At 70.4% G+C, this 13910-nt stretch carries 14 protein-coding genes; 5 read left to right on the top strand and 9 right to left on the bottom strand.

Features of this window, described 5'->3' with window-relative positions:
• The 3 genes from AB0L65_RS57115 to AB0L65_RS57105 all read right to left on the bottom strand — a co-directional run.
• Nucleotides 1-506, bottom strand: a 506-nt coding sequence (locus AB0L65_RS57115; RefSeq protein WP_364265088.1) for an NADH-quinone oxidoreductase subunit H, incomplete at its 3' end; no start/stop codon positions are given.
• Between the two features lie 57 nt (nucleotides 507-563).
• Entirely contained in the window at nucleotides 564-1364 is an 801-nt protein-coding gene (locus tag AB0L65_RS57110) for an AraC family transcriptional regulator (RefSeq protein ID WP_364265096.1), read from the bottom strand.
• A gap of 23 nt (nucleotides 1365-1387) precedes the next feature.
• Complete coding sequence (locus AB0L65_RS57105; protein WP_364265094.1) at nucleotides 1388-2158, bottom strand: phosphotransferase; 771 nt, start codon at nucleotides 2156-2158, stop codon at nucleotides 1388-1390.
• Nucleotides 2159-2272: 114 nt separating this feature from the next.
• Here AB0L65_RS57105 and AB0L65_RS57100 point away from each other — a divergent pair, with 114 nt between their 5' ends.
• Both AB0L65_RS57100 and AB0L65_RS57095 read left to right on the top strand, forming a co-directional pair.
• On the top strand, nucleotides 2273-2725 hold the full coding sequence (locus AB0L65_RS57100) for a hypothetical protein (protein ID WP_364265086.1): 453 nt from the start codon (nucleotides 2273-2275) through the stop codon (nucleotides 2723-2725).
• Nucleotides 2726-2952: 227 nt separating this feature from the next.
• The gene (locus AB0L65_RS57095) at nucleotides 2953-3132 is read left to right on the top strand and encodes a hypothetical protein (RefSeq protein WP_364265084.1); all 180 of its coding nucleotides are present in this window, start codon (nucleotides 2953-2955) and stop codon (nucleotides 3130-3132) included.
• A 169-nt stretch (nucleotides 3133-3301) separates the two neighbouring features.
• Here the strand turns inward: AB0L65_RS57095 and AB0L65_RS57090 are convergent, their stop codons facing one another.
• Complete coding sequence (locus AB0L65_RS57090) at nucleotides 3302-3520, bottom strand: hypothetical protein (protein WP_364265082.1); 219 nt, start codon at nucleotides 3518-3520, stop codon at nucleotides 3302-3304.
• A 419-nt stretch (nucleotides 3521-3939) separates the two neighbouring features.
• Here AB0L65_RS57090 and AB0L65_RS57085 point away from each other — a divergent pair, with 419 nt between their 5' ends.
• Nucleotides 3940-6324: an ExeM/NucH family extracellular endonuclease gene (locus AB0L65_RS57085; protein WP_364265080.1), complete on the top strand. Its 2385-nt coding sequence runs from the start codon at nucleotides 3940-3942 to the stop codon at nucleotides 6322-6324.
• A 184-nt stretch (nucleotides 6325-6508) separates the two neighbouring features.
• Here the strand turns inward: AB0L65_RS57085 and AB0L65_RS57080 are convergent, their stop codons facing one another.
• Nucleotides 6509-7945: a pyridoxal-dependent decarboxylase gene (locus AB0L65_RS57080; RefSeq protein ID WP_364265078.1), complete on the bottom strand. Its 1437-nt coding sequence runs from the start codon at nucleotides 7943-7945 to the stop codon at nucleotides 6509-6511.
• A gap of 70 nt (nucleotides 7946-8015) precedes the next feature.
• Between AB0L65_RS57080 and AB0L65_RS57075 the strand changes: the two genes are divergently transcribed.
• Together AB0L65_RS57075 and AB0L65_RS57070 are read left to right on the top strand one after the other, a co-directional pair.
• Nucleotides 8016-8978 (top strand): helix-turn-helix domain-containing protein, encoded by a 963-nt coding sequence (locus AB0L65_RS57075; protein ID WP_364265076.1) that lies wholly within the window; start codon nucleotides 8016-8018, stop codon nucleotides 8976-8978.
• Nucleotides 8979-9023: 45 nt separating this feature from the next.
• Entirely contained in the window at nucleotides 9024-9929 is a 906-nt protein-coding gene (locus AB0L65_RS57070; protein ID WP_364265074.1) for a hypothetical protein, read from the top strand.
• A gap of 272 nt (nucleotides 9930-10201) precedes the next feature.
• Here AB0L65_RS57070 and AB0L65_RS57065 read toward each other — a convergent pair whose 3' ends face one another.
• The 4 genes from AB0L65_RS57065 to AB0L65_RS57050 form a co-directional block, all read right to left on the bottom strand.
• Nucleotides 10202-10771 carry an XRE family transcriptional regulator gene (locus AB0L65_RS57065; protein WP_364265092.1) on the bottom strand — a complete coding sequence of 190 codons (570 nt, stop codon included), beginning with the start codon at nucleotides 10769-10771 and terminating at the stop codon, nucleotides 10202-10204.
• The gene (locus AB0L65_RS57060; RefSeq protein ID WP_364265072.1) at nucleotides 10771-11475 is read right to left on the bottom strand and encodes a hypothetical protein; all 705 of its coding nucleotides are present in this window, start codon (nucleotides 11473-11475) and stop codon (nucleotides 10771-10773) included. Before AB0L65_RS57060 ends, AB0L65_RS57065 begins: the two co-directional genes overlap by 1 nt.
• Before the next feature lie 134 nt (nucleotides 11476-11609).
• Nucleotides 11610-13139 carry an AMP-binding protein gene (locus AB0L65_RS57055; RefSeq protein WP_364265070.1) on the bottom strand — a complete coding sequence of 510 codons (1530 nt, stop codon included), beginning with the start codon at nucleotides 13137-13139 and terminating at the stop codon, nucleotides 11610-11612.
• Between the two features lie 99 nt (nucleotides 13140-13238).
• Nucleotides 13239-13784, bottom strand: coding sequence for a helix-turn-helix domain-containing protein (locus AB0L65_RS57050; protein WP_364265068.1), 546 nt, complete (start codon nucleotides 13782-13784; stop codon nucleotides 13239-13241).
• Nucleotides 13785-13910 lie beyond the last annotated feature (126 nt).

The following is a 13910-nucleotide window of genomic DNA, read 5'->3' as shown; positions in this document are numbered from 1 at the left end:
TGCGCCGCGCTTCTGAGACCGCCCAGCAGCGCGTACGGCGAGCGCGACGACCATCCGGCCAGCACCACGCCGTAGACCGACACCGCGCCCATGGCCAGCATGAACAGCACCGCCACCGGCAGGTCCACCAGCTGCAGCGGCGTCCGCACGCCGAACAGATTCACGACCGGCCCGAACGGCACGATCGAGAAGGCCAGCATCGCCGGGACCACCATGATGACCGGGGCCAGCAGGTAGAGCCCCCGGTCCACCGTGCGCGGGAAGAGGTCCTCCTTCAGGCCCATCTTGATCGCGTCGGCCACCGACTGCAGGAGGCCGAACTTACCGGCCCGGTTGGGGCCGTACCGGTGCTGCATCCGCGAGATCAGCTTGCGCTCGAACCAGACCCCGAAGACGACCCCCAGCGCCAGAAAGAGGAACAGCATCACGGCCTTGATGATCGTGATCCACAGCGGGTCCTTGCCGAAGTCGGCAAGGGTGGGATCGGCCGCGAGAACGCCTGCCATGACGTGTTGCCCCTTCCTCTCCCCCGGCACCCGTTCGGTCCGGAGCGGAAGGTCACGCTAGCCGGTGAGCCGATCGGTGTATTGAACGAATGCGAACAGCTGTTTCGGCGTCATCTGCGCCATCGCCCGCATCTCGCGGGTGAGGTGCGGCTGGTCGGCGTAACCGCAGGCGACGGCCTCGTCCAGGGTGGCCGAGGGGCGTCTCCACGTGTCCACGGTCCGCTGGAACCGGGCGATCCGGGCCACCGTCTTGGGCGACAGGCCCACCACCCGGCGGAATCCGAGCTCGATGTAACGACGGCTGACGCCCAGCTCACCGGCGAGGGAGGCGATGGTGGGCGGACCGGCCGGATCCTGGAGCCGCCACCAGGCGTGCATGATCAGTCCGTCGGGGCCGGCGTCGGGACGCAGCCACGCCGTCAGCCGCTCCTCCAGCCGCCTGAAGCGATCCGCCCAGCTCGCCGACGCGATCAACCGGCCGGTCAGCTCCTCGGCACGGGTGCCGAGGAGGTCCTCCAGACGCGCGCTCGTGCCGGCCACCTCCCGTAGGGGCGTCCCCGTCAGCGCCGACATCCCGGCGGGCGTGAGCCCGACCGCGACCCCATGACGCCACGGCGTGTGGGCCGAGAACGTCGCGGTGGCGCGGGGACCGGTGACGATCGGGCCCATGCCGGTGAAGTCGATGATCAGAGTGGCCGCGTTGAGCGGCAGCATCCGGCTGGGGTGGGCGGGCTCTCCCGCCCGGGTGCGAAAGCCGGCCCACCCCAGCACGTACGGACGCAGGTGGGGCGGTGGCAGGCGGGTGAGCATCTCGTACGGCTCCGCCTGTGGCTGCGTGGGCAGCGAATGAATCGCCATCACACCGGCAAGCCTGCCCTATCTCACGTCACTGGCAAGTCGATCCCGGCTTGCCCTTGGGGAAGCGATCGATCAGCGATGAGGCGCCGCAGCGCGGCGTGGGCGGGTGGGCCCCACGTGGCCTTGCCGCCCCGGCGTCCGCGGACGCCGGCTTCACCGATGAGGATGCCGCTGAGGGCGCGCAGCACCGCCCATCCGCGGGCGCGGCGCAGGGTCGCGGCGTCCGGGGCCGGCCGGTAGGCGGCATGGAAGCGGTCGGCGGCGCCGTCCGGCAGCAGAATCCAGGCGGCGGCGAGGTCACAGGCCGGATCGCCCGCGAAGAGATCGCCGAAGTCGATCACCCCGCAGACGGTGCCGTGCGCGGTGAGGACGTTGGCCGGATGCAGGTCGCCGTGGAGCCAGAGCGCCGGGCCCGCCCAGTCGGGCGCGGCGGCGGCGTCTTCCCAGACCGCGCGGACGGCGTCCGGGTCGGGGATGAGCCCCATCTCGGTGGCCGCGGCGAGCTGCTTGGCGAAACCTCCGGAGTAGGCGGCCAGCCGCCCGCCGCGGTCCCGGCCGGTGGGAGCCTGGTCGGGGGCGGGCTGGTGCAAGGCCGTCAGGAAGGCGGCCAAGGCGTCGGCCGTCTCCGCGGCGCGCGTGACGGGGGCGCGGTCGGCGGGCTCGCCCGGCACCCAGGTGGTGACGATCCAGGGTCGTGGAAACAGCGCGGAGGGCTCGCCGAGGCGTTGCGGGACGGGAACCGGCAGCGGGAGGCGCGGGGCGAGAGCGGGCAGCCAGGTGTGCTCCTTGCGCAGCAGCTCGTCCGACGACGAGGACGCCGTTCAACGCATACTCAACACCCGCTCAACACGCTCCACGGCACCTTCTTCTTAGGAAAGAGACCAACAACGTCACTAAGGCAGGTTCCCATGCGTCTCGCAAGCATCTCCCTCGCCCTCGCCGCCACCGCCTCCAGTCTGTCCCTGGTGACGGCCGCACCGGCCGTCGCGGCCCCGGCGGCACACAGCGAGGTCTCGACCCACGCGAGCACAGCGACGATGGCCGGCTGGCACACCCAACGGCACGAGGCGCTGGGTCCGCAAAGGGGGTACTTCTCGACCGCGACCTGGCAGCGGCCCTCGGGGGTACGCGTGATGCAGATCAAGGCCCGCTGCTGGGGCAACGACTCTCAGTTAAAGGTCGACCTCTGGTTCCTGCGCCGCTGGGGTGGCGGTGAGAAGGTCGCCAAGTCCGGCAAGTGGGCCTGCAACGGCCAGTACGGCATCGTCCGCATCAGCAACGCCGGGCACTCGACGTACTGGGCGTCCTTCTCCCTCAGCAAGAAGCACACCGTCGAGTACTGGGTGCAGTACTACAAGTAGCCCACAGCACCAGCGCACCACGCGGCCGCCGAGATCGCCTCCTGGGCCGGCATCACCCGGGAGGCAATCCCCCGATGGCGGTGGACGCATGCGCGACGTCGGCGAGCAGCGGCCGGTGGGATGGTCTCCCTGGCGCGAGACCCGTTCCGGCGGCCGCTTCCGCCCGCTCACGCGCTGCGGCGACGGCGTCGGCCAGGCCGGTGGTGACGAATGTCCAATCGAGGTCGGTGAGCCGCACAGAGTCCGGCGGCGCGTTCGTCACGACGACGAACGCGCACCGGGCGCTCACCGACGTCGCCAGGCACAGCGCAGCCGCGGTCTGGGTGTGGCAGAGCGACGGCCGGCTGCACACGATCATCACCGACGAGAGCCGCGCGCACTCGTCCTGTCGCAGTACGCGGAGATGATCTACGCCACCAGACCGTTGTCCGATGGCCGGGACCGCGTCAGCCGGGTGGAGGTACTGCACCGCGTGGCCGTGGGCCGCTCGGGCCTTCTGGCAGGTCACCGGCTGGTGTCGCCTCGACGGCCGGTGCGGGCTGCGGGCATGGGTCAAGCGAGCGACGGCGTCAAGCGCTACCGGACCCAGAGTTCCCAGTAGGTGGCGCTCCCTGAGCACTCGTACTCGTTCCAACCCTCACGGACCCACATCTGACCGGCGTCTACGCAGTTGTGCTTGCTGGTGTACACGCCGATATACGTCCAGGCGGCCGCCTGAGCAGAAGCAGGAGTGCTGACCACGCTGACGATCGCGGCGGCCATGCCGGCTACCAGAAGCCCTGCACGAGGACGCATCCGTTCCTCCTTGATACCCGGGAGCGATACACCAAGATCATGCTGGAAGGACGCATCCAAACACAAGTGTTCAGCAAATCTGTTCACGATCAGTTCAAGCCGGGCGGCGGGCATCGCGGGGAGCCGATGTGCTCATAAGCGATGCGGAGATCGGCCGAGGTGGCGGGCGCGATCGCTCTCGGCCCTTGACCGCCGACGGCTGACGACCCGGGCGACGAGGCCCGCCTCGGGCGGCGGAAGGTGCGGGCTCGATCGACGTCATGGGGCCCGCCGAGCAGCGGCGAGCCCGTCAGTGTGGGCGCGCGATATCAGGCCAGGAGGTCGATTGTCACACATTGACGGATCAACACCTCAAATTTCATTATCCATCCACGCCGAATACAGAGCTTTTGGCTGTTTGTCGGTTTACGCTCCCCCGCATGCCAGTCAAGTCCCGGGCCACAGCGATCCTCGTTGCGGCCGGCGTTGTCGCCGGTGCGATCGCAGCCCTTTCCTCACCCTCTTCGGCCGCGGCCCCCGGAACCGTGGTCATCAGCCAGGTCTACGGCGGAGGCGGCAACTCCGGAGCCCCCTTCACCAACGACTACGTCGAGCTGTTCAACCGCAGCGGCGCCCCCGTGTCCCTGGACGGCTGGTCCGTGCAGTACACCAGCGCCGCCGGCACCGGGAACTTCGCCTCCAACAAGGCCGACCTCTCCGGCAGCATCGCCCCCGGCCAGTACCACCTCGTACAGCTCGCCGCCGGCAGCACCCCCAGCGGCGCGCTGCCCAAGCCCGACAGCGTCGGCTCCGTCAACATGAGCGGCACCGCGGGCAAGGTGGCGCTGGTCCGCTCGAGCGACGGGCTGGCCTGCAACGGCTCCTCCACCCCCTGCGCCGACGCCCAGCTCACGCTGATCGCCGACCTGGTCGGGTACGGCACCGCGAACTTCTCCGAAGGCACCCCCGCCCCCGCGCTCACCAACGCCACCGGCGCGTTCCGCAAGGGCGGCGGCTGCACCGACACCGACGACAACGGCGCCGACTTCGAGACCGCGGCCCCCGCGCCGCGCAACACCGCCACCGCCGCGGCCCCCTGCGGCGGCGGGGACCCGTCACCGTCCCCGACGGCCACCCCGACCGTCACGCCTACTGTGACGCCGACCCCCACCCCGACCCCCACCGTCACGCCCACCGAGAGCTGCGACACCGCGCCCACTCACCGGATCTCCGAGGTGCAGGGCAGCGGCGAGTCCAGCCCGGTCGCCGGTCAGAACGTCCGGGTCGAGGGCGTCGTCACCGGCTCCTTCCAGGGCTCCGGCCAGTTCGGCGGCTTCTACCTTCAGGCAGACAAGCCCGACGCCGACCCGGCGACCTCCGAGGGGCTGTTCGTGTTCTCCTCCTCGCCGGTCAAGACCGGTGACCGGGTGCTCGTCTCCGGCAAGGCGATCGAGTACAACGGCCTCACCGAGATCTCGCCGGCCACCGCGGTCACCGTGTGCGGCACCGGCGCGATCAAGCCGGCCAAGGTGAAGCTGCCGCTCAAGACAGGCGTCACCTTCGAGCGTTTCGAGGGCATGCTCGTCACGTTCAAGGGCGACCTCGCCGCCTCCGAGATCTACAACCTCGGCCGGTTCGGTGAGATCACCCTCGCGGGCGGCGGCCGGCTGTGGCAGCCGACGGACCGCGAGGGTGTGAACACCGAGAAGGACGCGCGGCGCGCCGTCCTCCTCGACGACGCCTCGAGCGTGCAGAACCCGCCCGTCCTGCCGTACCACACCGAGGGGTCGAACACCGTCCGCATCGGCGACGAGGTGAAGAACCTGACCGGCGTCCTCACGTACGGCTTCGACGCCTACCGCGTCCAGCCGACCAAGCCGGTGGTCTTCAAGGCCGAGAACCCCCGCCCCGCGAAGCCCGCCAAGGTCGGCGGCGACGTCCAGGTGGCCAGCCTCAACACGCTCAACTGGTTCACCACGCTCAAGTCCCGCGGCGCCACCACCGCCGCGGAGCGTGACCGCCAGCTCGCCAAGCTGGTCGCCAACATCACGACGCTCAACCCGGCCGTGGCCGGGCTGATGGAGGTCGAGCGCAACAACGACGTGGCACTCAACACCCTGGTCGACGCGCTCAACGCCAAGGCCGGCGCCGGCACGTACAAGGCGATCACGCACCCCAACCCGGGCACCGACCTCATCCAGACCGCGCTGATCTACCAGCCGGCCAAGGTCACCCCGACCGGTCCGGCACGGTCGTCGTCCGACCCGATCTTCAACCGGCCGCCGCTGGTGCAGACCTTCGCCAAGGCCGGCGGGGACGGGAAGTCCTTCACGGTGCTGGTGAACCACTTCAAGTCCAAGGGCTGCACCGACGCCGACGGCCCGGCCTCCGGCGCCGACGCCGACCAGGGCGACGGGCAGTCCTGCTACAACGCCAAGCGCGTCAAGCAGGCCGAGGCCGTGCTGGCCCTGATCGACAGCCTCAAGCTGCAGAACGTGCTCGTCCTCGGCGACATCAACGCCTACGGCGAGGAGGACCCCATCCACGCGTTCGAGGACGGCGGGCTGACCAGCCTGAGCAAGAGGTACGTCAAGAAGGACGACCGCTACAGCTACGTGTTCGACGGCCTGTCCGGCGAGCTCGACCACGTGCTGGCCGACAGGAGCGCGGGCAAGCTGGTGACCGGCGCCACCATCTGGCACATCAACTCCGACGAGGGCCGGTTCATGGACTACAACACCGAGTTCAACCCGCCCTCCCTGTACGCGCCCGACCCGTTCCGCTCCTCCGACCACGACCCGCTGCTGGTGGGCCTGAAGCTCTGAGACCGTACGCGGGCCGCGGCGGCGACACCGCCGCGGCCCGCCGCTTCCTGCCGCTGGTCCGAGCGGAGCACGGAGGCGGTCATGTCCGGTCCGCGCCGTTCTTCGGGTTGCCGAAGTGGACGCCCTGCCGGTACGTCCACGCACGGCCAGGCGAAGGCCCGTGCCGATCGGACGGGCTTCGCGCTCAAACGGCCTTGCGGGCCTGGTTGAGGACGGCGACCGCGGCCTCGACATCCGAGACGGTCGTCCGGTGGCTGGTCAGGCAGAGGCGCAGCGCGGGCCGCCCGGCCAGGCGTACGGTGCTCAGCCAGGCCTGGCCGCCGCTCACCACGTGGTCGGCGACGGCGGCGTGCCAGGCGGCGCTGTGCTCCGGCCCCCGCGACTCCGCCTCGGGGTCGGCGACGCAGACCACCGGGAGCGGGGTGTCGTTGACCCGCGGCCAGCCCTCCTCGGACAGCCGGCGAGCGAGCAGCTCACCGAGCCGGACGTCGCGTTCGAGCTGCTCGGCGTAGGCCGGGCGGCCGGCGATCGCCAGCGCGAGGAACACCTTCAGGCCCGCGAACCTGCGCGACCACTGCACGCTGGTCGCGTACGGATCGGGAACCTGGCCGCTCTGCGCGGGCATGTACGAGGTGCTGGCGTGGAAGCTGCCGGCGAGCGCGTCCGGATGCCGGGTGAGGAACATGCCCGCGCCCATGGGCGCCGACAGCCACTTGTGCGCGTCCACGGTGACGCTGTCGGCCAGCTCCACCCCGTCCAGCAGCGGGCGCAGGCGGTCGGACAGCGCGACAGCTCCCGCCCAGGCGGCGTCGACGTGGAAGTCCAGACCCCACTCGCCGGCCTGGCGCGCCAGCTCCGGCAGCGGATCCAGCGCGCCCCCGGCCGTGGTGCCGGCGGTGCCGATCAGGAGAAAGGGCTCGAACCCCGCGGCCAGATCGGCTCGGTGCGTCTCGCGCAGCGCCGCCAGGTCCATGCGGTGCCGGGAGTCGGTGGGTACGAGCCGTACCGCGTCGCGGCCGAGCCCCGTCATGTGAGCGATCTTGAGCCAGGCCAGGTGGCTCTCGGCCGAGGCGTACAGCACCGGCATGCGCGCCAGACCGGCCAGGCCGCCGCCCGCGTAGGCCGGGAACCTGCGGGTCAGCGCGACGATGACGGCGGTCAGGTTCGCCTCCGCGCCGCCCACGGTGAAGCTGCCCTCGGCGGTGGGCAGGCCGAGCCGGCCGGCGACGAAGCGCAGCACGTGCCGCTCCATCTCCACGGCGGCCGGGGCGTGGCTGTAGGCGGCCAGTTGCGGATTGACACCGGCCGCCAGGAGCTCGCCGGCGATGCCCCACCAGGTGGGGGTCGGGTTGAACAGCCCGAAGTAGCGCGGATGCGTCGTGTGCACACCCCACTGCCGCAGCATCCCCATGACCTCGGCCAGCGTGTCCGCCGCCGGTGCGGGGCGGGCGAAGTCGTGGCCGGCCAGCCAGTCGCGGAGCTGCTCGGTTCCCGGCCCGGCGGGCGCGACGGGCCCGTCCGCGACCGTGCCCAGATGCCGTACGACCAGCTCCGCGGCCGCGGTGAGCAGCCGGGATCCCTCCTGGGTGCCGACGTCCAGCGTTCCTGTCTCCTCGTTCATGGCACCACTGTCGTGAGCTCCCGGGCTTCTCACTAGTGGCAGAAATGTCGTGTTCCGCTAGATTTATGCCATGACGTCGATCCAGGTGGCCGTACCTGTGCTGGACCGATGCCCGCTGTTCGAGCTGGCGGTGCCGTGCGAGGTCTTCGGCCGGGACCGGCGCGACCTCACCCCCGACTGGTACGACCTGACCCTCTGCAACAGCACGCCGGGAGAACAGGAATCGCTGCCGGGGTTGTGGCTGCGCTCGCCCGGCGACCTGTCGGTCCTGCGCGACGCCGACCTCGTGGTGGTGCCCGCCTGTGTCGACGCCTCCTACCGGCCGCCGGAAAAGCTCCTCGACGCGCTGGTCGAGGCGCACGAGCGCGGTGCCCGGATCGCCGCCCTGTGCACGGGCGCCTTCGTCCTGGCCGCCGCCGGCCTGCTCGACGGCCGGGAGGCCGCCACGCACTGGATGCACGCCGAGGACCTGCGCAGGCTCCACCCCCGCGTCACCGTGAACGAGCGGGCCCTGTACGTCGACGACGGCGACATCCTGACCAGCGCGGGCACGGCGGCGAGCATCGACCTGTGCCTGCACATCGTCCGGCGCGACTTCGGCGCCGCGGTGGCCGCGGAGGTGGGCCGCCGGATGGTGATCGCGCCGCACCGCGAGGGCGACCAGGCCCAGTACGTCGCGCCCGCCCCCGCCGTCACCGGTGACCGGGGTCTGGCGCCGGTGCTGCAGTGGGCGCTGGAGCGGCTGGAGGCGCCGCTCACCGTCCCGCGCCTGGCCGAGTACGCCTCGATGAGCACCAGGACGTTCGTACGCAGGTTCCGCCAGGAGGTCGGCCTGCCGCCGATGCGGTGGCTCAACCAGCAACGGCTGATCAGGGCCCGCGAACTCCTGGAGACCACCCACCTGCCCGTGGACGTCGTCGCCGAGCGCTGCGGGCTCGGCACCGGCACCGGCCTGCGTCAGCACTTCACCCGGTATCTGGGGACCACGCCGTCGGCGTACCGGCGTACGTACCAAGGGGCTTCGCGCGAGTAAGTAATGGGATTATTGGCCCTACCCTAAACATGATCGGACGTACGGATGAGCCACGACGCCATCGGCGCAGCCCTGGTAGAAGCCTTCGCAGCCGAAGGCTTTCCCGCCAGGTTCGTCGCCCCCACCACCCTCAGCGTCAGCTTCCCGGGGGCCGCCGACTTCACCGCCGACATCGGCAACGTGCTCGCGGAGGCCGGCGGTCTCCCCCACGATGAACTGCCCGCCTTCGCCGCGGACTTCGCCGGCGGGTTCGCCCGGGGCTACCGGAGGAAGATGGCTCAGGCGCCGGACACGTCGGCTGACATCCAGCAGCTCCTGGACGGCGAAGCGCTGCGGATCCGCATCTACTCCGAGGCCGCGCTCGCCGAGCCGCCCGGCCTCCGGGACTCCCTGGTGACCCGTTCCCTCGCGCCGGGGCTGGTGGAGACCGTGGTCATCGACCTGCCCGACTCGATCATGCCGCTCGGACGCGAAAGACTCGGCGGCCGAGCGGAGAGCCAGGTCTTCGGCGCGGCGCTGCACGCCTCTTTGCACCGGGAACCGCACTACACGAAGATCGAGGAGGTCATGGGCGTCCCGGTCATGTTCATCGGCGAGACGCAGCGCTACATCGGCTGCCACGTCCACGTGCTCAGCCGTCACCTCGGGCCTGCCCGCCATGGTGCGCTGGTCTCCTTCCCGCTTCCGGAGTACCTGCTGGTACACGAGATCGGCGACGTCCATCTCATAGCGGCGATGGAGAGCATGCAGGCCGTCACCCGGACCATGAACGAGCAAGGAGACAAGGGCATCAGCTCGCAGGTCTACTGGTGGCGCCCCGGCCAGGACGACGGAGGAGTGCCGGATCTGCGTCCCGTCGAGGTGGAGGTGGACCACCAGGAGAAGAGCATCGCTCCCCGTACGGCCGCAACCCAGGAACTCCTCGACCTCTGGATGCGTGATCACGCGTAGACGCGGCCGAGCCATTCGCAACCGCCACGGAGACCCATCCTCAAGGGACCTCGCCACGCGCCGACGCCGGCAGGCGCTGTTCCTGCTCTTCTTCCTCCCTGGGATCGCGCTGTCGTCGTGGGTGACCCGCACCCCCCGCCGCTTCCGCGATCACCTGACCGCCTCGCTGACCAAGCCCGATCACGGCCCGGGCTCCGCGTCACGCCCCCTGAAGCGTAGGGAAGGTGCCGCTCGGCGATGCTCATGGTGCGGGCCTGGCTTCCGGGTGGCTTTCAGCCGACGATGGGCGAGGCGATGACGACGGTGACGTCCGCCGGTCCGGCGTCGGTGCGGTAGAGATGGGGGGCGTCTCCGGCGAAGGCGAGCAGATCGCCCGGCCCCAGCAGGCGCGGGGCGTCGGCGGGTCCTGCGGTCAGCCGGCCCGAGGCGACCAGCAGGTGCTCCACCGTGCCGGTCGCGTGCGGCACACCCGTCAGGTCGGTGTGGGCGGGCATCCGCAGCCGCCAGATCTCCAGGCTGTGGCCGCTGCTGATCCGGCGTAGCAGTTCCCGGCCGACCTCGCCCTCGGCGATCTCGGTGCCGGGGACGAACACCGGGCCGGGGTCGGTGTCGCGGGTCAGCAGGTCGGTCAGCGGGATCCTGAGCGCGATCGCGAGCGCGTCGAGCGTCTCGATCGTCGGATTGCCCTTACCGGCCTCCAACTGCGAGAGCGTCGCCTTGCTCAGGCCCGCACGCCGCGCCAGCTCGGAGCCGCTCATCCCGCGTTGTTCACGACGCCGGCGGATCTGCGCTCCCACCGCCGCGGCGCTGCTGCTCGTCGACCGCCCGGATGCCGCGGCCATCATCGCGGCCCGTGAGCGGCGGAGTACGACACACGGATGCGGCCCCGCTTGACCTTCAGCGTCGGCAGCACCACATCGTGGAGGTCGCCGAGACTGCGCACATGGGTCCCCCCGCAGGGCGCGGCGTGCAGGTTGTCCAGGCGGACCACGCGTCGCCCGTGCTCGCCCGTCTCCGCGGTCACCGGCAGGTCCTCGGCGATGGCCGCCGCCACGACCTTCCGCAGCTCGGCGATGACCTCCTCCCGGCCTTCAGGATCGGCCAGCCGAGGATCAGACCGCGGGGCGGTGAACTCGATGCGCGCCTGGCCGGGGAAGTGGTTGTTCCCCGCCAGCTCCCACGCCTGGGCACGGCCCGCCGCCTCGACCAGATGCCCGGCCGTGTGCAAGGCCGCGTGCGCCATCCGTGTCCCCAGATCGATCCGCGCCCGCACCCGCTGCCCCTCGGCGAAGACCGGCCACCCGACCTCCTCGGAGGCGGGCACGGCCACGATCAGCCCCGACTGCTCATCCCACACGGGTACGGCCTCGACCTCCTCCAGCCACCCCCGGTCAGCGGGCTGACCACCACCCTGCGGATGGAAAAGGCAATGCTCCACGGCCGCCCAGGGCCGCCCCTCCCGGTGCCCCACAGCGATCACCCGGGTATCGACCCGCTCCGCGTAGGTGTCATCGAGATAAGTCCTGACCTGCATCACACTCTCCATAAGCTAAACGATATGTTCACTATAACGAACGCCGGGATGTGGTGCGGACAAGACGGTCGCGGCCTACCGGCGGCGGGCGACCGCCTGTCTCGCCCGGTTCCTGGACGGCCGCGAATCGTCGCCCGTGCCTGACGTCAGTTGACACCTCGGTCATGCCCGGCCCAGTAGGGCTCGCGCAGCTTGAACTTCTGGATCTTGCCGGTCGCCGTGCGCGGGATCGTGTCCCGGAACTCCACGCTCGTCGGCGCCTTGAATCCGGCCATCCGTTCCTTGCAGTACGTGATGATCTCCGCCTCGCTCACCGCCGCGCCCTCGGCCCGTACGATCAGCGCCTTGATCGTCTCCCCCCACTTGGCGTCCGGCACTCCGATGACCGCCACCTCGGCCACCGAGGGATGGCTGAAGATGGTGTCCTCGACCTCGATCGAGGACACGTTCTCGCCTCCCGTGATGATCACGTCCTTCTTGCGGTCGGAGATCGTCAGGTGCCCGTCCGCCTCGTCGATGTCGCCGCCGTCGCCGGTGTGGAACCAGCCGTCGTTCAGCGCGTTCGCCGTCTCCTCAGGCTTCTCCCAGTAGCCGTCGAACACGACATTCGACCGCGCCAGCACCTCCCCGGACTCGGCGACCCGCAGTCTGACCCCCAGCGCCGGGAGCCCCGCCCGCGAAAGCCGCCGGGCCCGTCGATCGCCCGGCAGGTCGTCGTCCTGCGGCCGGGAGCGGTTGACGGTCAGGAGCGGCGAGGTCTCCGTCAGACCGTAGATCTGGATGAACTCCCAGCCCAGCTCCTCCTCCACCCGCTGGATCAACCGGCTCGGGGGTGGTGCCCCGGCGCACACGATCCGTACGCGGTCACGGCCCGGGATCTCCCCCTCCCAGCCGGCCGCGGCGTCCAGCACCAGGCTCCACACCGCCGGCGCACCGCACATCAGGGTCACGCCGTGCTCGTCCACGCGGCGCAGGATCTCCGCTCCGTCCACCTTGCGCAGCACCACCTGCTTGACGCCGAGCCCGGCCATGACGAACGGCATGCCCCAGCCGTTGCAGTGGAACATCGGCAGCGTGTGCAGGTAGACGTCCCGCTCCCAGGCGCGTGTGTGCAGGCCGAGGGTCAGTCCGTTCACCCAGATGTTGCGGTGGGTGAGCTGAACCCCCTTGGGGCGGGCCGTCGTCCCGGAGGTGTAGTTGATCGTCGCGGTGGCGTCCTCGTCCGGGTTCGACCAGGGACGCGGCTCCGTGTCGAACCGCATCAGCTCCGTCTCGGTCTGCTCTCCCAGGACGAAACGGTGGTGCGTCTCGATCCCCGCGGTCACCTCGCGAAGCTCGGGATCGACCAGCACGACCGAGGCTCCGCTCTGCCGTACCACGTAATCGATCTCGTCGGCCTTCAGGCGGAAGTTGACCGGGACGCAGACGCGGCCGCTCATCGGCACCGCGAACAGCAGCTCCAGCAGGCGGGCGGAGTTGTGGCTGATCACCGCGACCCGGTCGCCTTCGCGTGTGCCGAGTGCGTCCAGCCCGGCCTGCCACGCCCGCACCCGATCACCCAGCCGCCCGTACGTGGACGCCGTCACGGGCGGTGCGGGCTGATCGGGCTCGTCGATCACTCCGGGGCTGTCCCCGAACCCCAGCTCGGCCCGGTCCAGGAAGTCCGCAATCGTCATCGGAACCCGCATCGCTCTCCCGACTCTCGTACCGTTCGTCTCCGAGTATGAAACTCCGTCATGCTCTTCGAAGTACAGTCCACGCCGAAGGCGCCGGCGTCAGCGGGTGAAGAGGGCTCGGTGCAGCATCTCTCGTACGCGTTTGTGGCGGTTGTCGCGCTGGGCGGCGTCATTGGTGGCCACGGCGCTCTCCCCCATGGAGATGGCGAGCATCAGGTCGTCGACGTCGACGACGGGGTGGACGATGCCGGCCGCGCGGCCGGCATCGAGGAGAGGCTCGAAGCAGGCCGCGATGCGGCGGGCATGCTCCATGAACCACTGCAGGTCGGCGCTGGACAGGACCTGGGCGAGGCCGCGGTTGTCCAGTTGCATGTCCAGGACGAAGTCGAACAACGTGACCGCGCCGTCGGGTTGTCCCCGCAGCCCGGCGGCATGGTGCTCGATCTGGGCGACGTTGTCGGCGAAGACCGTGGCCGCGAGCTCCTCGCGGGTGGCGAAGTTGCGGTAGATCGTGGTTCGGCTCACCCCGGCGACCCGGGCGATCTCCTCCAGCGCGACGTCGTGGCCGTGTTCGGCGAACATCTGCCGCGCCGCGGTGAGCAGCCGATCCCGGTTGCGGACGGCGTCCTTCCGTGTCACTGGCACCCGCTTTCCTGCACGGTCCAACCCTAACTTGCCACGAACCGTACAGGATTGTACGTTTAGCGGCGACAGAAACGTACACATGTGTACGGTTTGGGCGGCCATGAGATCGCCCCAGCCGATCGGAGC

The sequence above is a fragment of the Nonomuraea sp. NPDC052116 genome, assembly GCF_040680035.1.
Lineage (GTDB): Bacteria > Actinomycetota > Actinomycetes > Streptosporangiales > Streptosporangiaceae > Nonomuraea > Nonomuraea angiospora_A.
The sequence above is the reverse complement of the archived record's forward strand: the minus strand, read 5'-3'. Positions and strand labels throughout refer to the sequence as shown.